A 21328-nucleotide genomic window follows, 5' to 3' on the forward strand; every position below is an offset into this window, starting at 1 on the left:
CATGGCGGCCTTTTATCATTCCGTGTCACTGTTTCACTCGGCCCTGCAATGTCGTCTCTTGTCCGCGCTGCGGCCCTCACCAACTACAGCGAGGTCGCCCTGGCTGCCGGACTGGATCCGGTGCGGATGCTCCTTGACGCGGGCCTGAGTCCCAGCGTGCTGCGCGAGCCGGACCTGATGATCCCGGGGGAGCGCGTCGGGCGTCTGCTGCAGGCGTCGGCGACCTTGTCGGGCAACGAAAGCTTCGGACTGTGCATGGCCGAGTCGCGCCTGCTGTCCAACCTCGGGCCGGTAGGATTGCTGATCCGCGACCAGCCGACCCTGCGCGACTCGCTGCGCATCCTGATGCGCTACCAGACCCTGCTCAACAGTGCGCTCTCGCTGTCGGTCGAGGAATGCGACGGGCTGGCGATCATTCGCGAGGCGGTCATTGCCGGCAACGCCCATCAGCCCACGCGGCAAAGGGCAGAACTCGCACTCGGGGTCATCGTGCGATTGATCCGGCAACTGCTGAGACCGGACTGGGAACCGCGGCGCGTCTGCTTCGAACATCCCGCGCCACGCGATCTCGGCACGCACCAGCGGTTTTTCGGCGCCAGCATCGAGTTCGACCATGAATTCAACTGCATCATCTGCACGAAGGCCGATCTCGACGCCCGCAATCCCTCTGCCGATCCCGCCATGGCGCGTTACGCGCAACAGCTGGTCGATGCGTTTGCCGTTTCCCGGCAGGTGACCATGCTCGATGACGTGCGGCGCATCATCCCGTTGCTGCTGCCCGGCGGGCGCTGCACCATCGAGCAGGTGGCGGACCACCTCGGCGTGGTGTGCCGCACGGTCCAGCGCCGGCTGGCGGAAGAGGGGCAGAGTTTCTCGTCGATCGTCAATGACATCCGCAGGGAGCTCGCTGCGCGCCATGTCATCGAGAGCGACCGTCCATTGACCGAGGTGGCGACCCTGCTCGGTTTCTCGGCGCCAAGCGGGTTCTCGCGCTGGTATCACGCGCAGTTTGGCTGCAGTCCCAAGGAGAGCCGGGCGGCCCGTGGCGCGATACGCCGGCAGGCAGGCTCGCTGCAAGCCAGCGCATGACACGTCAGGAAGTCTTGCGCCGTTCCGGTTGCCGCCAGCAAGCCTGCGCGATTTAATATTGTTGACAAAAATCCAGTACATAGCGCGGAGCGAAGGATTCATCACGCATGGGTCGACTCAAGACCACCAATACGCCGGACCTGCAATCGCTGCTGGTGCTGAAAACGCCGCAAAACCCGGTCATGCTGGCCGTCGAGCAAGCGCTCAAGCATGGCCGCGACTGGTCGGCATCGGTTGCGGACCAGATTGCGGTGCGGCTTGCGGGACTGATCACCCTCGACGTGATCCATGCGGGCCAGCGGCTGCTCGAGAACGACATCTGCGAGGTGTTGGAGGTCAGCCGGGCCCCGGTGCGCGAAGCCCTGCGGATCCTGGAGCGGGAGCGCCTGGTCGAGTTCCGCGCGCGGCGCGGCGCCATTGTCACCGAGCCCAACGCCCAGGACCTGCGCGATATCTACGTCGTTCGGGATGCGCTCTTTGCCATCCTGCTCAGGCAACTGGTGGAAGAGCGTGCGGACGCGCTGGATGGCTGGTTCGAAAAGTTCATGCCGGAGTTCGGCAAAGCCGTCGAGGAATCGGTGGACGCCTATATCAGCGTCACCTTTCTCGCGAACATCGCCATGGCAGACCTGTCGAGCAACCGGCTGGTCGGGGAGTTGCTGAATTCCATCTCGCTGCGGGTGCTGCGCTATGTGCGGCTCGGGCTCGCATGCCATCCCGGCTCGCTGGAGAATTCCCTGAAGACATGGCGTGCGCTGCAGCGCGCCGTTTCAAAGCGGGATATCGATGCGGTCTTGCAGACGGCGCACAAGCGCATCGCAAATTCCCGCGAAGCGGCGATTCGCGCCTTGGGAAGCCAGCAGCGCTGATGTGCCGTCGTCCGGCGCCGGCGTCGGTACGTAATCGGCCTGCGGCGCAGGTTGCGCGTGGCGCCGGCGCCAGGCCGATTATTTGCTTCGCCGGTTTTTGTGACCAGGGTAGAGGAGGGCCGCCAGCAGCAGGCCTCCGACGGTCAGGATGAGTATGTCTTGCATACGCTTTGACTCCCAGGAAGTGCGAGGTCGAGCGGGTAAATTTAGCCGCTCCCTATCCGCAGTGCTATCCGACGTTGTCCGACAGCGCATCTTCCCGGAGTGGGCAAAGGACCCTCATCCAGATGAAAAAGATGTAATCGATTGTTAGCCCTGTGGCGCGCCCATCGCTTCCGGCAGGGCTAGCTGCCCACGCCGGCAGCCTCTTCCGCACGCTGCCTGCCCTGCAACCAGAGCACCTTCTGCGTAAAGGCTACCAGCCGGTCCCAATGGTGCCGCCATGATGGGCGCGTCGTGACGCCTGTCGAATGGGCCGGCTGCGCCGGCTTCATGCCTGCCGGCGTGTCCGCCGGCGTTTCCGCCTGCGACAGCGGCTGTACCAGGATGGCGTACCGGCTGTACCCGGCCAGCAGCTCATCCCGGCTGACCTCCTGTTCCCCGCCGCCCCAACCCGGCAGCGCAACCCGGAAGCGTCCGTGCTCGCGGCGCTCCAGCAATACGCACGGCCTGCGCTTGTCCAGCATCAGGATCGCCGGCAGCACGCTGTCCGGGATCTTGTCCAGCTCCACCTCGACGAGCCGGGTCGACAAGCCGGCGTGCGCCGCCGCGGCGCTCAGCAGCGGCAATGTGAGGCGGTGCGGCAGCCCGTTCTGCAGGACAGCGGATGGTATTGGCCGCTGCCGTGCCCGGTTGACCAGCAACAGGCAGCCCAGCAGCGGATCATCCGCGCCCGTCGAACCGTGCATGCCGGCATGCTGCTCCCGGTGGCCAGTCATGGCATCAGGCGCTTCGCACAATGAAAGCTCGACAGGCTCGTGCGGCCCGCGCGGTTTCCACTTACCCATGATTCCCCCCGGTTTCAGTGGTGTGGCATTTTCATGTAAGCGTAATGCACGAGGACATCCGCTCCCATCCTTCAAACAGGGGATCTCGAGGCTGATTCGACTTTGAAACACCGCCCGGGTCGTGCGCTTCGGGTCAGCGCCGCCAAAGCGGCCGCGAGATCCTTGCCGCAAGCCAGGGCGGCGCTTTACCCTGGCTCATCGCCCGATGTTCGCCGCATCCTGCAGCGGCAGTGCCACGTGCAGCGATGCGCCGCCGTCATCGGGGGAGGCAGCCCAGATCTGGCCTCCGTGCGCTTCGACGATCGAACGGCAAATGGACAGGCCCATGCCCATGCCATCCGCCTTGGTCGTAAAGAACGGATTGAACAGGTGATCGGCATCCCCGGCGGGAATGCCGCAGCCCGAATCCCGGACCGCCAGCTCGACCCGCTCCGCATCGGCCCGGCAGGTGCTGATCCACAGGCGCCGGCGGCCGCTGGTTGAACCATCCATCGCCTGCACGGCGTTCATGACCAGATTGACCAGGACCTGTTGCAGCTGCACCCGGTCGCCGCGGACCAGCGCAGCGGGCGCATCCAGCTGCAGCGTGACGTTGGTGCCATGGTCCTGGAGCTCGCGGCGCAGCAATTCCACCGAGTCTCGCACCAGTGCGTTCAGATCGACCGCGGCATAGCTGGGATCCCGCTGTTGCGCCATTGCGCGGATCTGGCTGATGATCTCGCTGGAGCGCTTCGCGTCCGCGACGATCTGCCGGATCGACCGCGTGGCTTCCTCGATATCAGGCTGCGGGCGGTGCAGCCATCGCTGCGCGGCATCCGCCCACGAGACGATGGCCGCGATCGGCTGGGCGACCTCGTGAGCGATCGAGGCAGCGAGTTCTCCCAGCGTGGTAATGCGCGTGACGTGCGCCAGTTCGGTCTGCGAGCGCTGCAACGCCTGTTGCGTCAGCGTGGCTTCCGTCACGTCCATCAAGGCGCCTACATACTCGAGGCGGCCGGCGCCAGCGGTGGTCAACCTGGCAACCAGGTGCACATGCTTGACGGTGCCGTCCGGCATCAGCAAGCGGTGCATGACTTCAATGCGTGGCGCACCGGCCCGGAGCCGGGCGCGGGCTTCCTGTACCAGCGGCAGGTCGTCCGGGTGCGTCCGCTCCAGCACGCGATCGGAGGTCGGCGGCACGCTCATGTCGTAGCCCAGGATGCGGTAGGCCTCGTCCGACCAGGTCATCTCCTCTTCGGGCAGCCGGAGCGCCACGCTGCCGGTCTTGCTGAGCCGCTGCGCTTCGGCCAGGAAGGCCTCGCTGCGTGTCAGCGCGGCTTCCGCCTGGTGGCGTTTGGTAATGTCGTTACTGGTGGCGAGGATGGCGGCCGGCTTGCCCGACTGGTCCCGCCATAGCGCCCAACGGCTGGAAATGGTGAGTGGCTTGCCGTCCCGGCGCATGTGCTGCAGTTCGCCGTCCCAGCGTCCTGTCCGCAGCAGTTCGGCCCGGATCTCATCCACCGGGACGGGAAAGCTGGTCCGCGTCAGCCGGTGGACCGGCTGGCTGATCGCTTCGTCCGCGGTCCAGCCATAGACTTCCTCGGCGCCCCGGTTCCAGAAAATGATGCTGTCCTGCATGTCGTACACGACGATGGCGTCATGCGTCAGGTTCAGCATCTGGACCTGCTCGCGCAGGCGCGCCGTGCTGTCCAGGTTGCGGATTGCCAGCAGCGACGTAATCGTGATCGCCAGCAGGCTGAATACGCATCGCGCCACCGAGCCGGCGCTGTCGTTGAGGTCTATCGAAAGCACGAAGCCGACCAGCGTCAGGACAACACAGGCCGCACCCGCGGCAACGGTTCTCCGACGGGATCCGCCCGAGGCGATCAGCAGTACCACCACCACATAGAGCACCGCAATGGCGATATCCAGCGGCGTCAGTGCGTCGATCAGGAAAACGGCCAGCGCGAGCACCAGCGCCACCAGCAACTGAGCGCGCGTGCCGGCGCGCGCCGGGCCGACGGCGGGAAATGACTCGTTCAAGCCGGCGCTTTCGGGACTGGCAGCCCGGCCGAAGATCGCCGGCAAGGAAAAGCGATGCTCTCTCATCATGTGGGCCCGATGGCATGGTTATCCGGAGCAGGCATGCCGATGCGAGCAACCCGGGCCGCCCAGCATGGGTAGCCGAGTGGCGCATCGCCGCGCATGGCGATGCCAGGCGATGCACCTTGCCTCCACCGGATTCCTCCCCTGCGTCGCTTCCCGCTTGCCATGTCTATGGGTCGCGGGCCGACTCGCGTACGAGTTGTTCCAGGCATTCACTGATCGCGGCGCCATCGACGGGTTTGCAAAGGAATGACCATGCCCCGCACTCCAGCGCCTGCTTGCGCATGGCCTCGGTACAAAAGGCCGTGATAAAGATCACCGGGACGAGGATGCCGGCCTGGATAAGCGCTCTTTGCATGTCAAGCCCGCTCATGCCCGGCATCTGGATATCCGAGATCACGCACGCCACGCCGGAGGCACTGCCCGAATGCAGGAACTCCCGCGCCGTGGCAAACGTCAGCGCTTGCCACCCGAGCGAGCGGACCAGGCTGGATATCGCCATGCGGACCGATTCGTCGTCGTCGACGATCGCTACTGTCTGATTGTTGTACAAGCGACTACCTCTGCCAAGCTGACCATCGTATCGGCGCACTGACTTGCCCAGCCACCAGCCCGCCAGCCTTTGGGGCGCGCGGCCACGCGCTCGAGGGCGCGAAGGCGGGCGAAGCTGAAGGGATCGGAGCACAGCCTTCCGGTTCAGGCGAACCAGCTCGAGGTGTCTTGCGGAAAGCCGGATGCATGGGCACAGGCATCCATCGGACTGTACGGGTGGCGTGGCTCAACTGAACCGCACATCGCCAAGATCGATGGCAACCATCAGCCGTTCCCGGTCGGCGGACAGGTCTTCGTTGCGCATGTAGGCGCGGCGACGCGACGGGAGGACGATGCCATCCGCGGTAATGTGATCGGAGAGATACTGGGCCGCCGCGAAGCCCCCCGCAATGTCGACATGGTAGTCGTGCCGACGAACCAGCCCGTCGTCGCCGAAATAGAAATCCTGCAGCTCGCAATGGCTTTCGATACTGGCCGGAAAGCGTACCCGCAATCCCCGCCAGGTCTCCGAACCCTCCTGCCATGGTTCGATCTCGGTGACTTCGAATCCGGGAAGGGCGATCAGGAACGGTGTGGTCAGGTAGGTCCAGAGCGCGTAACCGTTGAAATAGGCGCGCTGCAACGGATTCCATGCGGAATCGATGACATGGCCATCGAAGCTGCGGCGGGGATCCCTGAGTTCCTTCACCGTTTCTCCGCTGGTGGTCTCGATGGCGATGCGTCCTGGCTCAAAGGCGGTGCGCCAGTGGGGTTCGCCAAATGGCGTCACCGAAGCGCGCTCTTCGTGCAGCGATACGGTCATGGTCCGCGGTGCCGGGTCCTGGATCAGGCCCTTCATCGCCCAGAGTGCGCCACCGGTCACGATGGTTGCCGTCACTTGACTGAGGCGGTTCCAGCGTTCCAGGCCGCCGTGCGCCTCCAGGACTTCGTCTGCCAGGTTGCTCATCATCCACCTCCAAAGAGACATAAAGGGCGCAAAAGGGCACAAAACGACGCGATGAAACGTCGCACCGCGCGCGCCGCTTGCGAGGGTCCGCCTTCCAGGATCAAGTTAGTCCAAAGGGTGGCGGCGCTCCATTGGACCAAGGTATCGGATTTGTCGCGCCAATGAGTGATCGCCCTGGGCCGTTTTGTACGCCTTTGTATCAGGCAACGATTGCGATACATCCCCAGACAAATTGGCCGTTCTGCGTTACGTGGGGGATACGTCCGGATTCTTTAATGGGTTCCGTGGCGCGGCGCCACCAGTGCAAGCAGGCAGGCCGCGCATTCCAACGCAGTCCCATTCACAGGAGAGTCACCATGACCCGCATCGAACATGTGCTGTACACCGGCAAAGTCCACGTCACGGGGGGCCGCGATGGCCAGGCCCAGAGCGATGACGACCGCCTGAACCTCAGGCTGTCGCCCCCTGGGAGCAGCGGCCACGGTACGAACCCGGAGCAGCTGTATGCCGCGGGCTGGTCCGCCTGCTTCATCGGTGCAATAGGCCGTGCTGCCGGCCAGATGAAGGTCAGGCTTCCGTCCGACCTGTCGGTGGATACCGAAGTGGATCTCGGCACCGCCGGCGAGGCGTTCTTCCTGCAGGCCCGCCTGAACGTGAGCCTGCCCGGCCTGGACCGCGAGGTGGCGCAAGCGGTGGTGGAAGCGGCGCACCAGCTCTGCCCGTACTCCAAGGCATCACGCGGCAATATCCACGTCGAACTGAACGTGATCTGACGCAGCCCGTGGCCTGAACCGGCAGGCCACAGTTTTCCGACCTTCAGGATCTCAAATCATGCGCACGATTCTACGCGCCACCCTGGTGGCCATCGTTATCGCCATCGGCGCGGCTTATTTCAGCGGGACTGGCGCGCGCGCCTTCAGTGCGCCGGCAGCCAATGGCAGTGCCGCGCCGGAATTCGCCGGCATCACCCAATGGCTGAATTCGCCGCCACTGTCCATGCAGGCGCTGCGCGGCAAGGTGGTGCTGGTCGATTTCTGGACATACTCCTGCGTCAACTGCCTCAACACGCTGCCCCACGTGAAGCGCTGGCACGACAAGTACAAGGACCAGGGGCTCGTCGTCGTGGGCGTGCACACACCCGAGTACGGGTTTGAGAAATCGACCGCCAACGTGCAGGAGGCGATCAAGCGCCTCGGCGTGCGCTATCCGGTGGCGCAAGACAACCGCTACGCGACCTGGTCTGCGTTCCAGAACCAGTACTGGCCCGCCCTGTACCTGATCGACGCGGATGGCCGCATCGTCTATCAGCACTTCGGCGAAGGAAACTACGCAGAGACCGAAGCGGCCATTCAAAAGCTGTTGGCGCAGCGCAAGTCGGCGCCGTCGGCATGACACACGCGGATCGGCCTCAGGCGCTGCGTCCGGCTGCCGGGATGCGCGGGCGTGGATGACCGCGTTCTTCATGGTGTCGCCGATTGCCAGCTGCGGCCGGCGCAGGACAGCGTGCCCGTCCTTCGGAAAGTGCGGCCGCATCGCGCAGGGTTGCCGCTGCATGGAGCATTGTGCGTGTCAGCTGGCGCAGGGGGTTCTGCGGCTGCACCTGTTCGAACACGCTTGCCAGCTGGCGGCGCATGGCTTCCTCGAGTGCGTTGCACAGCGCCAGGCCGGCCGGGGCAAGCTCGAGCCAGACAGCGCGTCGGTCGTCCCGCCGCGCCCGCGGCGTGATCAGCTGGCGCTGTCGCAGCTTGTACAGGGTACGGGAGAGGCCGCCGCGATCATGATCGATGGCCGCGGCAAGCGTGGTCAGCGTGCAGCCTCCCGTGTCGCGCAGATGCCGCAGCACCAGCCACTGCGGCACGGTGACGTCGGCACCCCGCATGGCGGGCCCAGCCAGCGACTGCGAGACGTGCTGAAGGCGCGTGGCCAGCACCAGGACATCCGCGAGGAGGGCGCTGACATCGGGAAACCGCGCCGGGGCCGGGTGGGTGCCACGCGAAACCGGCACTTCCCGGTCGATGGTCGTGGAGACGCCTTCCTGCCGGTCCGCACGCAACTGGAGATCATCCACGGGACCGCCCCCTGGCCGAGGCCAGCGCCCAGCGGCCCGCGGCGACCGGGAGCAGCAAGACGCCGGCGAGCGCGCCCACGATCAGCAATCCAAGGATGGACAGGAAGGCGATGAGGTTATCGTGCGGGCTCATGATGCGACCCCCCGGCGCTGCGAAGCAACGGTACCCAGGAAGCCGGGCGGTGGGCACTTGGCCTTCCCTGGCAGGCCGCTGCTTCTTCTCTCAGCCCAACGCGTAGCCACCTTGATTGTTCGCTTGCACGCCATTTGACATCTCCACATCGCTGCCTTCGGTGATTCGAATCTAGACGGAAGATGACGGGCAACTCCATTGAACAAAGGTATCACCCGATACCATCGTCCAATGGATCGCGGCGCCGTCTTCGGCTTAACTGATCACCAGGCTGGCAGCCGTCAGGAGTCGTCCATGCAACGTTCAAGTTCAACGCGGACCAATGGTTCGCGGCATGCGGCAACGAATCCGCTACTGCCGGACCGCCCCCCGCACAACGAACGTTCAAGGAAGCCGATCATGTCTACCAGTCTTGCCAAGCGTTTTCTTCTCGCCATCTCCCTGGTTGCAGCGGCAGCCGGCGCACAAGCCGCCGGCCCGTCCGCCACTGGCGCTCGCGACCCGTACACCGACAGCGCTCGCTCGGTCACCGATCCACGCGACCCGTACACCGACGGAGCCCGCTCGGTGCAAGAGCCGCGCAGCCCGTATAGCGACGGCGCCCGCAAGTTTGATCCGTACTCCGATGGCGCCCGCACCTCGACCGCCCTGGGCCTCACGGGCGCCTCGGCGGACCCCGCGCAGGGCCTCGAGCCTATCCCGACGGCGCCCGCGCGAGGCGCGCTGAATGGGTCATCAAGCAAAGCGGACTGACAGGACTTGCCGGCGCGGCGCGTACCGGTGATTGGCATGCCATTGCCGTGGGCGTGCATCTGCACCACGCGGTACGCGGCCGCTTCCGCAATCCTGACCGGGATCGCCCGATTTCAGCGCTACCAGGAAATGACTGCCATGAAACTTGTGCCACCGAAGCAGCCGGCGGCGACGGAAGACGTCGTCACGGCTATCCGCCACCATCACATCGTCGAGGCCTTTACGGAAACAGCCGCTGCGCAACGCGCCGCCGTGCTTCACATGCTTTACCCGCGCACCGACGCCCGCACGCATCGCAACCTCGATGCGCTTGTCAGCGCGCTGCACCTGCGCGGTCTGCACCAGGTCGCGGAAATGGTGAAGAAGGAAGAGCACTACCTGGTGTTCACGGATCCTGCCATCGCCTGGAAGGCGCTGCATGAGATCCGCAATGATTCGCTGGCGATCGGCGTGCACCTCTATTACAGGGGGCAGTCGGGCGACGCGGCCGAGGCCGCGCTGGATCTCGACGCGCATCGCGCGGCGTAGTGCGTCGTATGTGCCGCCGGTGAGTGCCATTGGCTCATCGTGCGCTGGGCGGCGTCGCCCTCGGCGCGCGGGCAGCCGGAGCTATGCAGCCATGGGCACGGAATCGGCGAGCGGGCGGGCGTTCATCTTTCGCATGACCTGCCCGCGGTGCGCCTTCACGTTGATCTCGCTGATGCCAGGCTCGACGCGCCCCCATCAGGGAAGGCTGTCCATGCCAGTCCCGGCCGCGCGTCCGCAGTACGGCTGAGCCCGTTCTCCATCGCTGTCCTTTCCGTTTGCATCAAGACGCAACGATGGCCGCGCGTCGACGGCAAGTCAATATACGTTGGTATCGGTTGCGGCGGGTTCCGGCGGATCCCGGACGTGGCCGCGCCATCAAGGGCAGACTTATCCGGCACATTGCGTGCACCGATGCCCCGGGACAACGTGTTGTCGATACCTTCGTCCAATGGAGCCCGGCAGCCCTTTGGCATACCTTGCTACATGGCAGGCAACCAACAGGAGCGGTCCATGAGAAGCGAAGCGTCTCACCACAGTCGGCGTGGGCTGCCACCTGCCCGGCATGCCGACCGCACACTGCCCCGGTGGAGCCATCGATGATGCGCACCGCGTTTTTCGTTGCCGCCAGCAAGCACATCGGGGGCACGGCTTACCGCCTGGCCGCCGCCAGCTGGAGCGGCTATGCGTCGCTGTCGATGGTTGCGGTCCAGACGATGAGCGCATCGCTGACGGCGGCCATGCTGCTGATGGCGCTGGCTGGTTCGATGTACGTCATGAGTATTGCCCTTGGGCACCTTGGCGGCGTCCTGCGCTAGCGAGCGGCGCGCCCAGTCTCCGATCCTCCGTTGGATGAACCCCGGCCTGAAAACGTGAACGATGCGCCCGCAGCATGCAACTGACAAGGATGAATACGACTCCGCTACCGATGGCCGCGCGCGGCTTGGCGCGATGGAGGGCGCAATGAGACGCCTGGCAACGCTGGTGTTCCCGTGGGCACTGCTGAGCGGTTGCGCAACGTCACCGTCGATCGGCGTGCTGGGCGCCTTCTTTCCCGACTGGCTGTTCTGCATCGCCGGCGCCATCGTCGGGACCGCGCTGATTCACGCCGCGTTGCGTGCAAGCGGCCGCTTCAAGCTGTCCGGCGAACCGACGCTGCCGCTGGCCTATGCCGCACTGACCGCGATCCTTGCGCTGTCCGGGTGGCTGATCTTCTACCAGAACTGATGCGAGAGTTGGCAATGCCAGAAGAAACTGTAGAGCGACGCCGCCATGGCCGCGCCATTGCGATACTGCTGACCGCGGCGGCGATCGGCCTGGCCGTCGTCGTCGTGCGCAGGCTCGATGCCGCGCCGCGCACCGATGACGCCTATGCCTACGCGGACACCATCAACGTGGCGCCGGAGGTCAGCGGGCGTATCGTTGAACTGTCCGTCAAGGACAACCAGGCGATCCGGCGCGGCGACGTGCTGTACCGCATCGACCCGCGTCCGTTCCAGATGCAGCTGGACAAGACTCGCGCCACGCTGACTTCGCTGGACCGCGAGATCGAGCTGACGCAGCGGTCCGTCAATGCGCAGAAGCTCGGCGCAGCCTCGGCGACGGCCAGCATCGAGCGTGCCCGGGCCGCGGCCGAGCAGGCGAAGGACACGCTGGCCCGCACCGAGCCGCTGCTCGGGACCGAATACGTGTCAGCCGAAGCGGTTGACCAGGCACGCACCGCCAGCCGCTCCGCCCAGGCCCAGCTGAAGGCTGCCGTGCTGGATGCGGAGCGCGCCACCGCCGGCGTCAGCGGCGTCGATGCGCTGGTCGCGAAGCGCGAGGTGGCCAAGGCCGAGATCGCGCTGGCCGAACTCAATCTCGAATACGCGACGGTGCGCGCGCCATTCGACGGCATCGTGGTCAACCTCAAGACCTCGGTCGGCCAGTATGCCGCGGCTGGCCATCCGGTGTTCACGCTGGTCAACACCACGCACTGGTACGTGGTAGCAAATTTCCGCGAAACCGAGCTCGCGCATATCCGGCCCGGGGAGCAAACGCAGATCTATGTGCTGGGGCGGGCGGACAAGCGCTTTCGCGGCGTGGTCGACTCGGTCGGCTACGGCGTCTTTCCCGACGATGGCGGGGCTGATTCCGGCGGCCTGCCGCACGTGCCCCGGTCGATCAACTGGGTCCGCGTGGCGCAGCGCTTCCCGGTTCGCATCCTGGTCGAGAATCCTGACCCGGCCATATTCCGCATCGGCGCTTCGGCCGTGGCGATCCTGACGCCGAAGGCGTGATGGCGGCCATGTCACGGGAACAGATGCCATGAGCACGCAAGCGGCGGATCGCCACGGCACCGGCAGTGAATCGGTGCTGGCATGGTTGCCGGCATGGATTCGCACCGAACTGGCCCCGTTTCCCGGGCGCACCCGGGCGATGTGGCGCTTCGTGCTGAGCGCCGCGCTGGTGACGGTGATCTCGATGGCGCTGGAGGTGCCGAACCTGCCGCTGTCGCTGATCGTGGTGTTCCTCTGCGCGCGCGAGAACACCGTGCTGACCCGCATGTCCGGCATCGTCCAGGTGGCTGGCATGTCGTTGGCGGTAGCGGGCGCCCTGCTGCTGGTGAAGTTCACCATCGACTTTCCACTGCTGCGCATTCTCGGCGCGTGTGCGATCGCGTTCTGCGGCATGTACTTCCTGCGCATCAGCAAGCTCGGTCCGGCCGGCTTCCTGATGGCGATGTTCGTGGTCTACTTCCAGAGCTTTGTCGATCGGGGGCTCGCGCCAGAGGCGCTGGTCCGCTTGCTGTTGTGGGTGTGGGTCGCGACTACCTATGCGATCGTCCTGACGATCACCGTCAACCTGCTGTTCCTGCCGAGCCATCCGGCACGCCTGCTGATCGCCGAGATGCGCCGCCAGCTCGACCAGGTGCTCGACCAGCTGGAGGCGCGTCGCACGCAAGCGACGTCGCGGCCGATCAGCATGCAATCGGTCGCGCAGAACGTGCTGCAGCTGCACCGTCACCTGGCTTTCGCGGTGGAGAGCGACAAGGCCTGGCACCGCGACCGCGCGCGCCATCTGGCGCGCATCGCGGCGCTGGGTCGTCTCGTTGCCGCCGCCGCGCACCTGTCACGGCTGCCGGTGAGCGCGCTGTCGCCGGCACAGGCGGAGCAGGTCAGCGCCTTGCAGGCTTGCTGCGCGGCGCTGCGCGCAGCGCTTGCCGACGGCACGCCGTTCAGGTGCGTCCTTCCCGCCACAGACATCACAGACGCTGCCGGCGGCCCGCTCGACAGGGTGCTGCGTGAAATGGGAGAGGCACTGCGGGCGGCGGCCGAACCGGAGCCGATGGCCGCGGCGCCCTCGCCGCAGCGAGAGCCGCTGATCTCGCCCGACGCCTTCAGCAATCCTGTGTATGGCCGTTTTGCACTGAAGACGGTGCTGAGCGCCATGCTCTGCTACCTGTTCTATACGGCCGTGCAATGGCCGGGCATCCACACAGCGATGCTGACCTGCTTCATCATTGCGCTGCCGAGTCTCGGCGCGATGTCGCACAAGGGCCTGGCGCGTGTAGTCGGCTGCGCGCTGGGAAGCATCGTGACGCTGTTGGCGACGGTCTTCATCATCCCGCATCTCGACACCATCGCCGGGCTGCTGCTCCTGACGCTGCCCATTGTCGCGGCTGGCGCCTGGGTCGCGTCCGGATCGCCGCGCAGCAACTACATCGGCCTGCAGTTCATCTTCGCCTTCGGGCTGTCGCAGCTTGGCCATTTCGGGCCCAGCATCGACCTCACCGAGATCCGCGACCGCATGATCGGCATCCTGGTCGGTGTGGTGGTGTCGCTCGCCGTTTCCGCGGCCATCTGGCCCGAGCGCGAGGGCGGCGCGCTGAAGACAATGCTTGGGCGCTTGCTGCGCGGCGTCGCCGACCTGGTGCGCGCCGACGGCGACAGGCGCGCCCCATTCGACAAGGCTCGCCTGCGGGGCTGGTCGCTGCTGATGCAGAACCGCGAAATGCAGGCCCGGGTGGCGCTCGAACCCGGCTGGCAGTACGCCCACGACTCGGTCACCCCGGAGCTCACCACGGCGCTGGCGCAGGCGCAGGAACTCCTGTTCGCCGTCGACTGGCTTCATATCCGCATGCAGCAGGCCGGCCAGGGCATGCCGGAGCCGATGGCCGGCTCACTGCAGGCGTGGCGCGAGACTGTTGCCATCCGGCTGGAACGGATTGCGGGGCGCCTCGACGGGCACGCGTTGCCCCCGCCGGCGCCGCTGTCGGGCGACGCCCTGCGGGCCCTGCGTCGCCACGTGTCCGATGCCAACGCGGCAATGCCGGAATCGCTGGCCGACATCGTGCAAGCCGCGCGCGTGCTGGATGAGCGCATTACCCGGCTGGACCACGACTTGTCGGACCAACGCTTGTCTGACCACCACTTGCCGCCGCCGCTCACATGACCCACGAGTGAACCATGCACGCCCGCGAACTGTTTCGAACCTCCCTGACGCGGCTCACTGCGACCGCAGCGGCCGTCTCGCTGCTGCTGGTCAGCGGCGGTTGCGCGCTGATCCGCGAGGACACGGCGCCGGCGGCGCAGGTGGCTGCCGAACAGGTCCGCCTGGCGCAGGACAGCCAGCTGCCCCAGGGGGACTGGCCGTCGTCCGAATGGTGGAAGGCCTACGCGGACGACCGGCTCGATGCGCTGGTGGCGCGTGCGCTGGAGGATTCGCCGACGATGGCGGTGGCCCTGGCGCGCGTTGAAGCGAGCCGCGCCCAGGCGAAGCTGGTCGACGCGTCGACCGGGCTGCAGGTCGCGCTGACTGCTTCGGTCAACCGGCAGCATCTGTCGGAGAACGGTTTCCTCGGGCCGTTTGCCCATTCCGATCCCGCAGCCGGAATCACCGGCCCCTGGTATACGGAAGGCACGATCGGCCTTATCGCCGGATACTCGGTCGACCTGTGGGGAAAAGACAGGGCTGCCGTCAATGCCGCGCTGGGCGTGGCCAGGGCGCGTCAGGCCGAAGCCGCGCAGGCGGCGCTGGTGCTGTCGTCGCAGGTGGTCCATGCCTATTACGACATCCAGTCCACCTACGCGATGCTCGACCTGCTGGAGAAGGCGCGCGACATCCGGCAGGAACAGGTGCAAGCCAGCCAGGCCCGCAATGCGCGCGGCCTGGTGGCACGCACCCAGGTGGAAAACGCCGAGGCCGAACGCGTGGCGCTTGACCAGCAGATCAGCTCGGCACAGGCGCGTATCCGCACGCTCCACGAAATACTGCGGTTGCTGACCGGAGCAGGGCCGGACGGCCTGCCCGCGATCGCGCCACAGCCGCTGCCCGAACGCGGCGGCGGCATCCCGCCGGTGCTCGGCTACAAGCTGCTCGCGCGCCGGCCCGACCTGCAGGCGATGCGCTGGTATGTCCAGGCGTCGATGGACCAGATCGATGCGGCGAAGGCTGCGTTCTACCCGAGCTTCGATATCCGCGCGTTCATCGGGCTGGACTCGATCCACATGTCCGACCTGCTGCGCAAGTCGAGCCGTCAGATCAACCTGGTCCCGGGGCTGAGCCTGCCGATTTTCGACAGCGGCCAGCTGAACGCGAATCTTGCCGCGACACGCGCGCAAAGCAACCTGCTCATCGCCCAGTACAACGAGTCAGTACTGAAAGCCGTCCGTGAAGTCGCGCAAGCCGGCATCGAACTGGATGACCTGAGCAGGCAGGGGGCCATGCAGCAAGACAAGCTGAAGGCCGTCACCTTCGCCTCGGACAGCGCCGCCGCGCACTACCGGCGCGGCCTGCTGGACAAGTCCAACGCACACGAAGCAATGCTGCCGGTGCTCGCGGAGCAGAGCCATGCCGTCGAGATCCGCGGCCGGCAAGTCCAGGCGACCGTCACGCTGGCGACTGTGCTGGGAGGCGGATACGTTGGCCAGGGCGACTGATGATGCTCCCGGCGCCGCGTTATTTCACGTGCGAAGTACATATTTCGCTTACGAAGTAAAATCCCGAACAGCAACAGGCTTCGAGCACCGGGCGGGAACGTATCCATGACAATTATTTTGATGTACTGGACATTGGTCCTACGATAGCGCTGACAGGCGGCGTGGCCCGGCTTGTGACCTTGCATGCATCGCCCGGGACCGGGGCGATGCATAAAGGATAAGTTATATACATTCAACCAATGTTTAATTGTCATTAATGGATGGATCAACCTAGTCTTACGTCAGTATTGACGGTGGGCCTGGGCATAGACGGAGAAGGACCATGGAGTCGAGCAACCAACTTGTGTGCGTAGTCGATGACGACGCGGGGATCCGGGAAGCGCTGTCAAGCCTGCTGCGCGCCCATGGAAAAAGCGTGCTGTCGTTCGACTCGGGAAAGGAATTCCTGGAATCCGTGCAGTGGGATGCGCTGGCATGCCTTGTTCTCGATATGCGCATGCCGGGCATGAACGGCCTGGAGGTCCAGGAGCAGGTGACTGACAACTCTCATGCTTCGATCGTCTTCATCACGGGAAGGAACGACGTTCCATCCACGGTTCGGGCGATGAAGAGCGGGGCCGTCGATTTCCTGACCAAGCCCATCAGCGAGAATGCCCTGATCCGAGCGGTCGATACGGCGATTGCCAGGACGCAGACGCAGCGACAAAACGCGGCGGAGAGCGCCGGGTTGCGGGCGTTGTACGAAACGCTGACTCCCCGGGAGCAAGAGCTGCTGCCTTTGCTTGCCGCGGGCATGTTGAACAAGCAGGCCGCGGACGTCATGGGGATCACCGAGATCACCGTCAAAGTGCATCGTGGCCACATCATGAGGAAGATGCAGGCAAGCTCGTTTGCCGCGCTCGTCAGGCAGGCCGGCCAGCTGGAACTTGAGGCACCTTCCACCTAGGCGCCGCTGGCGCTAGTGCCTTGTCGGCTGCAATACCGTCATCCGGAAAGAGGCAAGTGGCGGGCGCCGGCACCGCCATACCCGGTTGTGGCGGGACTGAGGTGCCATGCTTTCGCAAGTTGCCTGCCTCTCCGCCCGCATGATTTTCAACCGCGCAATGACCTGAAGCCGGCGCGCAGCTCCGACGCGAAGATTTCCGGCTGTTCCCAGGCAGCGAAGTGGCCGCCTTTTTCGAGCCTGCTGTAATGCACGAGCCTGGGATATGCCCGCTCTGTCCAGCTGCGCGGCGCCGTGTAGATCTCGTCGGGAAATGCACTCACCGCGACGGGGATGGCGACGCCTTTCGGGGCGAAGAAGGCCAGCTTGCTCTCCCAGTAGAGCCGGGCCGAAGAAACCGCCGTGTTCGTCAGCCAGTAGAGCGTGATGTTGTCGAGTATGTCGGTTCGCGTCAGCCCTTCGGCCTGATCCGCAAAGACGCGCGAGATCAGGGCGTAGCTGCGCGCGTCGTGGTCGAGCATCCAGGCCGCCAGCCCGATTGGTGAATCCTCGATCCCGTACAGGGTCTGGGGACGGTTGCGCATTTCCTGGGCGTATGCCAGGCCATGCTTATAGAAGAAGTCGAGCTGCTCGTACGCATATTTCTCGTCCGCCGAAAGGCCGGCTGGTGCCTGGCCACCGGACTGGAGCGCCTTCGCAATGTCGTCGGGAATGGTGGCAGGCATGTTGGTATGGATGCCGGCCAGCTCCGCGGGTGCCAGCAGGGCCATCTGTTCCGTGACCGCGTTGCCCCAGTCGCCGCCTTGCGCAGCGAATCGCGTGTATCCCAGGCGCTTCATCAGCACGATCCAGGCACGCGCGATGCGGACGGGGTCCCAGCCCAGCGTGGTGGGCTTGCCTGAAAACCCGTGGCCCGGCAATGACGGAATCACGACGTCGAAGGCGTCGTTTGCGTTTCCCCCATGCGCGGTGGGGTTGGTCAGCGGATCGATGATCTTCAGCTGCTCGACGATGGAGCCGGGCCATCCGTGCGTAACGATGACCGGCAGCGCGTTCTGGTGCCTCGAACGAACGTGGATGAAATGAATCTCTACCCCGTCGATCGTTGTCATGAACTGGGGCAGGGCGTTCAGCCTTGACTCGAGCTTGCGCCAGCTGTAGTCAGCTTGCCAGGTGCGCGCGAGCTCGCGCATCGTGGCCAGTTGCACGCCCTGCGATGCGTCCGTCACCAGCTCACGCGACGGCCACCTGGTCGCGGCGATCCGCCGGCGCAGGTCCACAAGCCGGGCTTCGGAAACGCGGACGCTGAACGGGCGAATCCGCGCATCGTCGCTGCCCTGGCGTAATGCCGAGGCGTCGCCGGAGACATTGGCTTCCGGGCCGGGTGGCTGCATCCTTTCGGGGACGTCGGACAGGGCGAACACGGATGGGCTGGCGATCAGCGCGGTTGCCGAGGCAATAAAGCGGCGTCGAGACAATGGCGGCACGGCGGGCTTGTCGGGGTGCATGGCGGTATCCCTTGCAGATGGAAGACGGAAATCAGGCCAGGTGACCGGCGCGAGTCAGCGTGGCTGCACTGCGCCCGTGGCCTTAAGCCACGCCCTGGTCGCTCGAGCCCGGAGTCGCCGATACGCCAGTCAGGTCCCTGCCGGCGAGCTGGATACCGGACAGGTTCTGCTTGGCGGGCAAGAGTCTTGTGCCTTCCGTGGACCCATCCAGGTTTCCCCGGCGCGCCTGGGTCGAAAACAGGCCTGGCTTGTCTCCAACGCGTGCGCCGTCGCTGTAGGAGTCGCTCTTTCCCTGGTCGAGGGTGTAGCCATGTGACTTGGGACGGCTGTCGCCGATGCGCTGACTGGCCGCCTGGGAGAGGGAAACGCTTAGCGCGCCGGCACCAGCGAGAGCGAGCGCGACGGCGGCGAGGGTGCTTGTGATACGGGCATTCATGACGTTCTCCAATCGTTCGGATCGCAAGGATGCGAAATCCCTGGATGCAGTTTGGTCGGAGAACGGAGTGCCGCCAATTGGATGTTCGTATAAGTTCGTGCCTTCTCGCTGCGCTGAAGGCCGCTCTGACGGCCGCTCTGATTCGCACCCGGCAGCTCCCCATCTCCCGCTGGAAGCGCGGGCGTTGGAATCATGGTGAGGGGGCAGCGGTCATGATTGCAATCAGCACGCCAAGCGCAATGCGATACCAGGCAAAGACTCGCAGCGAATGCCGCGCTACAAGGCGAATCATCGCATTGACGACAAACAGGGCCGAGATGAACGCCGCGGTAAAGCCGGCGGCGATTGCCCAGAGGTCTTCCATGCCGAGCAAATGGTAGTGCCGCATGGCGTCGTAGGTGGCGGCGCCCAGCATGGTGGGAATGGCCAAAAAGAATGAGAACTCTGTCGCGGCTTGTCGGGACACGCCAGACAGCATTCCGCCCACGATGGTGGCTCCCGAGCGGGACGTGCCGGGAATCATGGCCACGCACTGGGCAAAACCGATGCCGATGGCTTGCTTCCAGCCGAAATCTTCGATGGTGTGAATGCGAGGGACGGCGTTACGCCGCTCTACCCAGAGAATAACCAGTCCGCCCACGATCAATGCCGCTGCAACGACGGCAGGATCGAAGAGCCGGTGCTTGATGGGCCCGATGAACAGTGCGCCGATAACCGCCGCGGGCAGGAAGGCGACCAGTACCGCAGTGGCAAAGCGCAGCGCGTCCGGTTCCCTTCGGACCACTCCCTCGCACAGCTGCGTGATCCTGGCACGGTAGAGCCAGCAGACGGCCAGGATTGCGCCGAGCTGGATCACCACGTCGAAAACGCGCGCCTCATGGGACGAAAAATCGATCCAGTCCCCGATCAGAATCAGGTGCCCGGTGCTTGATATGGGCAGGAATTCCGTCAAGCCCTCGACGAGGCCGAGAAAGAACGCCTTGCCCACGTGGATCCAGTCAATCATGTGGCTGCTGCCTCTTTGGTTGCCTTGCAGTTCGGGGAGGGACGTGGCCCTGAACAGGGATCGGGATTACGACCGGGCATATGAGCCGGTCACGCCATCAGCAAACAATGGATCCGGCCGCACCGTCTCGTAGTCCCGAATGCGCATCGCGATGCTGGTGTATTCGCAGACGTATTCTTCGAACGCTGTCTTTCGCTCCCTGCCGATCACATCGTAGATGGCATCCTCGAACTCAACGTCGGTCCAGACCGTACCAGCGTGGGCAATGACCTCGGCCATCGCACGGTAGAACCTGCCCTCGTCGACAGGGTGCGCGCTGTACCAGGACTGATGAATGAGCCATTGCCTGAGCGCTTTGGCAATTTCGCATTGTGCCGACATCCAGGTGTCTCCAGTATTCTCGAGCGGAGAGAGGGTATTCGCATCTGCATTACGACCTCGACCTCGACCTCGGTGAAGTGGCGGCTGGCTTGATGCCGTGCCGCTACAACACCCGAGTTGAACAGGTACCTCTTTCAGGCAATCACGCTGTCAGACAGACAATGTCCACGCTGCTCCAGGTAGCTGCGGAAGTCTGCGCCGGTTTCATGGTGCTTGAGCGCATACTCGACGGTCGCCTTCAGGTAGCCCAGCTTGCTGCCGCAGTCGTAGCGCGTGCCCTGGTAGCGATAGGCCAGCACCTGTTCCTGGCTCAGCAGCGACTGGATCGCGTCGGTCAGCTGGAACTCTCCGCCGGCGCCGGGCTTCAGTGCGCGCAGGTGGTCGAAGATGCGCGGGGTCAGGATGTAGCGGCCGACCACGCCCAGGTTCGACGGGGCCTCTTCCGGCGCGGGCTTCTCCACAATGCCGGACACCTTGATCACGCCTTCGCCCCATTCGCGGCCTTCGACCACGCCGTAGGAACGGCTCTGCTCGGGCAGGATTTCTTCCACCCCAAGCACCGAGCAGTTGTAGTGGTTGTAGGCATCCACCATCTGCTTCATTACCGGCGGGTTGCCGTCGATCAGGTCATCGGCCAGCATGATCGCGAACGGCGTGTTGCCAACCAGCTTGGCCGCGCACAGCACCGCATGGCCCAGGCCCAGCGCCTCGGACTGGCGCACGTAGAAGCACTCCACGTTGGCCGGCTTGATCGAGCGCACCACGTCCAGCAGCGCCTGCTTGTTCTTGGCTTCGAGTTCCACCTCCAGTTCGAACGCCTTGTCGAAATGGTCCTCGATGGCGCGCTTGGAGCGGCCGGTGACGAAAATCATCTCGGTAATGCCGGCGGCCATGGCTTCTTCCACGGCGTACTGGATCAGCGGCTTGTCCACCACCGGCAGCATTTCCTTCGGGCTGGCCTTGGTGGCGGGCAGGAAGCGGGTTCCCAGGCCCGCGACCGGGAAGACGGCTTTACTGACGCGACTCGTCATTTCAGTTGCTCCCTTCTAGAGATTTGATAATGCTGCTGCCGGCGAAGAAAGAGGGTGTAGGCGCAACAGGGAATC

At 65.0% G+C, this 21328-nt stretch carries 24 protein-coding genes; 12 read left to right on the forward strand and 12 right to left on the reverse strand.

Features of this window, described 5'->3' with window-relative positions:
- Positions 1-48 precede the first annotated feature (48 nt).
- Both VSR71_RS17570 and VSR71_RS17575 read left to right on the forward strand, forming a co-directional pair.
- Complete coding sequence (locus tag VSR71_RS17570; RefSeq protein ID WP_342915128.1) at positions 49-1089, forward strand: AraC family transcriptional regulator; 1041 nt, start codon at positions 49-51, stop codon at positions 1087-1089.
- A 182-nt stretch (positions 1090-1271) separates the two neighbouring features.
- A complete protein-coding gene (locus tag VSR71_RS17575; protein ID WP_342915129.1) occupies positions 1272-1958 on the forward strand; it encodes a GntR family transcriptional regulator in 687 nt (228 codons plus the stop codon).
- A gap of 344 nt (positions 1959-2302) precedes the next feature.
- On the opposite strand, the gene VSR71_RS17580 is transcribed toward VSR71_RS17575, so the two are convergent.
- The 4 genes from VSR71_RS17580 to VSR71_RS17595 form a co-directional block, all read right to left on the reverse strand.
- Positions 2303-2866 (reverse strand): peptidase, encoded by a 564-nt coding sequence (locus VSR71_RS17580; RefSeq protein WP_342915130.1) that lies wholly within the window; start codon positions 2864-2866, stop codon positions 2303-2305.
- A gap of 294 nt (positions 2867-3160) precedes the next feature.
- Positions 3161-4987, reverse strand: a complete 1827-nt coding sequence (locus VSR71_RS17585) for a PAS domain-containing sensor histidine kinase (protein WP_342915131.1) — start codon at positions 4985-4987, stop codon at positions 3161-3163.
- 232 nt (positions 4988-5219) lie between these two features.
- The gene (locus VSR71_RS17590; protein WP_342915132.1) at positions 5220-5603 is read right to left on the reverse strand and encodes a response regulator transcription factor; all 384 of its coding nucleotides are present in this window, start codon (positions 5601-5603) and stop codon (positions 5220-5222) included.
- Between the two features lie 225 nt (positions 5604-5828).
- Complete coding sequence (locus VSR71_RS17595) at positions 5829-6551, reverse strand: hypothetical protein (RefSeq protein ID WP_342915133.1); 723 nt, start codon at positions 6549-6551, stop codon at positions 5829-5831.
- A 353-nt stretch (positions 6552-6904) separates the two neighbouring features.
- Between VSR71_RS17595 and VSR71_RS17600 the strand changes: the two genes are divergently transcribed.
- Positions 6905-7321 (forward strand): organic hydroperoxide resistance protein, encoded by a 417-nt coding sequence (locus VSR71_RS17600; RefSeq protein ID WP_342915134.1) that lies wholly within the window; start codon positions 6905-6907, stop codon positions 7319-7321.
- A 58-nt stretch (positions 7322-7379) separates the two neighbouring features.
- Positions 7380-7940, forward strand: a complete 561-nt coding sequence (locus tag VSR71_RS17605; RefSeq protein ID WP_342915135.1) for a thioredoxin family protein — start codon at positions 7380-7382, stop codon at positions 7938-7940.
- Between the two features lie 16 nt (positions 7941-7956).
- Here the strand turns inward: VSR71_RS17605 and VSR71_RS17610 are convergent, their stop codons facing one another.
- Both VSR71_RS17610 and VSR71_RS17615 read right to left on the reverse strand, forming a co-directional pair.
- Entirely contained in the window at positions 7957-8616 is a 660-nt protein-coding gene (locus VSR71_RS17610; RefSeq protein ID WP_342915136.1) for a MarR family winged helix-turn-helix transcriptional regulator, read from the reverse strand.
- Positions 8609-8749: a hypothetical protein gene (locus tag VSR71_RS17615; protein ID WP_342915137.1), complete on the reverse strand. Its 141-nt coding sequence runs from the start codon at positions 8747-8749 to the stop codon at positions 8609-8611. Before VSR71_RS17615 ends, VSR71_RS17610 begins: the two co-directional genes overlap by 8 nt.
- A gap of 399 nt (positions 8750-9148) precedes the next feature.
- Here VSR71_RS17615 and VSR71_RS17620 point away from each other — a divergent pair, with 399 nt between their 5' ends.
- Together VSR71_RS17620 and VSR71_RS17625 are read left to right on the forward strand one after the other, a co-directional pair.
- Positions 9149-9502, forward strand: coding sequence for a hydroxyquinol 1,2-dioxygenase (locus VSR71_RS17620; protein ID WP_342915138.1), 354 nt, complete (start codon positions 9149-9151; stop codon positions 9500-9502).
- Positions 9503-9631: 129 nt separating this feature from the next.
- Positions 9632-10030, forward strand: coding sequence for a hypothetical protein (locus tag VSR71_RS17625; RefSeq protein WP_342915258.1), 399 nt, complete (start codon positions 9632-9634; stop codon positions 10028-10030).
- Between the two features lie 81 nt (positions 10031-10111).
- On the opposite strand, the gene VSR71_RS17630 is transcribed toward VSR71_RS17625, so the two are convergent.
- On the reverse strand, positions 10112-10204 hold the full coding sequence (locus VSR71_RS17630; protein WP_428979424.1) for a LuxR C-terminal-related transcriptional regulator: 93 nt from the start codon (positions 10202-10204) through the stop codon (positions 10112-10114).
- A 422-nt stretch (positions 10205-10626) separates the two neighbouring features.
- Between VSR71_RS17630 and VSR71_RS17635 the strand changes: the two genes are divergently transcribed.
- The 6 genes from VSR71_RS17635 to VSR71_RS17660 all read left to right on the forward strand — a co-directional run bounded on the left by VSR71_RS17635 (position 10627) and on the right by VSR71_RS17660 (position 16894).
- Positions 10627-10845 (forward strand): hypothetical protein, encoded by a 219-nt coding sequence (locus VSR71_RS17635; RefSeq protein ID WP_342915139.1) that lies wholly within the window; start codon positions 10627-10629, stop codon positions 10843-10845.
- A 145-nt stretch (positions 10846-10990) separates the two neighbouring features.
- Entirely contained in the window at positions 10991-11254 is a 264-nt protein-coding gene (locus tag VSR71_RS17640; RefSeq protein ID WP_342915140.1) for a YtcA family lipoprotein, read from the forward strand.
- Between the two features lie 14 nt (positions 11255-11268).
- Positions 11269-12306 carry a multidrug transporter subunit MdtN gene (mdtN, locus tag VSR71_RS17645; protein ID WP_342915141.1) on the forward strand — a complete coding sequence of 346 codons (1038 nt, stop codon included), beginning with the start codon at positions 11269-11271 and terminating at the stop codon, positions 12304-12306.
- Positions 12307-12334: 28 nt separating this feature from the next.
- A complete protein-coding gene (locus VSR71_RS17650; protein ID WP_342915142.1) occupies positions 12335-14461 on the forward strand; it encodes an FUSC family protein in 2127 nt (708 codons plus the stop codon).
- Positions 14462-14475: 14 nt separating this feature from the next.
- Positions 14476-15948: an efflux transporter outer membrane subunit gene (locus VSR71_RS17655; protein ID WP_342915143.1), complete on the forward strand. Its 1473-nt coding sequence runs from the start codon at positions 14476-14478 to the stop codon at positions 15946-15948.
- Between the two features lie 322 nt (positions 15949-16270).
- On the forward strand, positions 16271-16894 hold the full coding sequence (locus VSR71_RS17660; RefSeq protein WP_342915144.1) for a response regulator transcription factor: 624 nt from the start codon (positions 16271-16273) through the stop codon (positions 16892-16894).
- Positions 16895-17040: 146 nt separating this feature from the next.
- Here the strand turns inward: VSR71_RS17660 and VSR71_RS17665 are convergent, their stop codons facing one another.
- The 5 genes from VSR71_RS17665 to galU all read right to left on the reverse strand — a co-directional run bounded on the left by VSR71_RS17665 (position 17041) and on the right by galU (position 21253).
- On the reverse strand, positions 17041-18399 hold the full coding sequence (locus VSR71_RS17665; RefSeq protein ID WP_342915145.1) for an epoxide hydrolase family protein: 1359 nt from the start codon (positions 18397-18399) through the stop codon (positions 17041-17043).
- 82 nt (positions 18400-18481) lie between these two features.
- On the reverse strand, positions 18482-18835 hold the full coding sequence (locus VSR71_RS17670; RefSeq protein ID WP_342915146.1) for a hypothetical protein: 354 nt from the start codon (positions 18833-18835) through the stop codon (positions 18482-18484).
- Between the two features lie 190 nt (positions 18836-19025).
- A complete protein-coding gene (locus tag VSR71_RS17675; protein WP_342915147.1) occupies positions 19026-19841 on the reverse strand; it encodes an undecaprenyl-diphosphate phosphatase in 816 nt (271 codons plus the stop codon).
- 66 nt (positions 19842-19907) lie between these two features.
- Entirely contained in the window at positions 19908-20222 is a 315-nt protein-coding gene (locus tag VSR71_RS17680) for a hypothetical protein (protein WP_342915148.1), read from the reverse strand.
- Positions 20223-20356: 134 nt separating this feature from the next.
- Complete coding sequence (gene galU / locus VSR71_RS17685) at positions 20357-21253, reverse strand: UTP--glucose-1-phosphate uridylyltransferase GalU (RefSeq protein WP_342915149.1); 897 nt, start codon at positions 21251-21253, stop codon at positions 20357-20359.
- Positions 21254-21328 lie beyond the last annotated feature (75 nt).

This window comes from Cupriavidus oxalaticus, from assembly GCF_038900635.1.
GTDB classification, from domain to species: domain Bacteria; phylum Pseudomonadota; class Gammaproteobacteria; order Burkholderiales; family Burkholderiaceae; genus Cupriavidus; species Cupriavidus oxalaticus_B.

Bases quoted from the DNA above. Each gene is read 5' to 3' on its own strand.
- VSR71_RS17570 (WP_342915128.1), top strand. From the start codon at position 49: ATGTCGTCTCTTGTCCGCGCTGCGGCCCTCACCAACTACAGCGAGGTC.
- VSR71_RS17575 (WP_342915129.1), top strand. From the start codon at position 1,272: ATGCTGGCCGTCGAGCAAGCGCTCAAGCATGGCCGCGACTGGTCGGCA.
- VSR71_RS17580 (WP_342915130.1), bottom strand. From the start codon at position 2,866: ATGCACGGTTCGACGGGCGCGGATGATCCGCTGCTGGGCTGCCTGTTG.
- VSR71_RS17595 (WP_342915133.1), bottom strand. From the start codon at position 6,551: ATGATGAGCAACCTGGCAGACGAAGTCCTGGAGGCGCACGGCGGCCTG.
- VSR71_RS17600 (WP_342915134.1), top strand. From the start codon at position 6,905: ATGACCCGCATCGAACATGTGCTGTACACCGGCAAAGTCCACGTCACG.
- VSR71_RS17605 (WP_342915135.1), top strand. From the start codon at position 7,380: ATGCGCACGATTCTACGCGCCACCCTGGTGGCCATCGTTATCGCCATC.
- VSR71_RS17615 (WP_342915137.1), bottom strand. From the start codon at position 8,749: ATGAGCCCGCACGATAACCTCATCGCCTTCCTGTCCATCCTTGGATTG.
- VSR71_RS17620 (WP_342915138.1), top strand. From the start codon at position 9,149: ATGTCTACCAGTCTTGCCAAGCGTTTTCTTCTCGCCATCTCCCTGGTT.
- VSR71_RS17625 (WP_342915258.1), top strand. From the start codon at position 9,632: ATGACTGCCATGAAACTTGTGCCACCGAAGCAGCCGGCGGCGACGGAA.
- VSR71_RS17635 (WP_342915139.1), top strand. From the start codon at position 10,627: ATGATGCGCACCGCGTTTTTCGTTGCCGCCAGCAAGCACATCGGGGGC.
- VSR71_RS17640 (WP_342915140.1), top strand. From the start codon at position 10,991: ATGAGACGCCTGGCAACGCTGGTGTTCCCGTGGGCACTGCTGAGCGGT.
- mdtN (WP_342915141.1), top strand. From the start codon at position 11,269: ATGCCAGAAGAAACTGTAGAGCGACGCCGCCATGGCCGCGCCATTGCG.
- VSR71_RS17650 (WP_342915142.1), top strand. From the start codon at position 12,335: ATGAGCACGCAAGCGGCGGATCGCCACGGCACCGGCAGTGAATCGGTG.
- VSR71_RS17655 (WP_342915143.1), top strand. From the start codon at position 14,476: ATGCACGCCCGCGAACTGTTTCGAACCTCCCTGACGCGGCTCACTGCG.
- VSR71_RS17660 (WP_342915144.1), top strand. From the start codon at position 16,271: ATGGAGTCGAGCAACCAACTTGTGTGCGTAGTCGATGACGACGCGGGG.
- VSR71_RS17665 (WP_342915145.1), bottom strand. From the start codon at position 18,399: ATGCACCCCGACAAGCCCGCCGTGCCGCCATTGTCTCGACGCCGCTTT.
- VSR71_RS17670 (WP_342915146.1), bottom strand. From the start codon at position 18,835: ATGAATGCCCGTATCACAAGCACCCTCGCCGCCGTCGCGCTCGCTCTC.
- VSR71_RS17675 (WP_342915147.1), bottom strand. From the start codon at position 19,841: ATGATTGACTGGATCCACGTGGGCAAGGCGTTCTTTCTCGGCCTCGTC.
- VSR71_RS17680 (WP_342915148.1), bottom strand. From the start codon at position 20,222: ATGTCGGCACAATGCGAAATTGCCAAAGCGCTCAGGCAATGGCTCATT.
- galU (WP_342915149.1), bottom strand. From the start codon at position 21,253: ATGACGAGTCGCGTCAGTAAAGCCGTCTTCCCGGTCGCGGGCCTGGGA.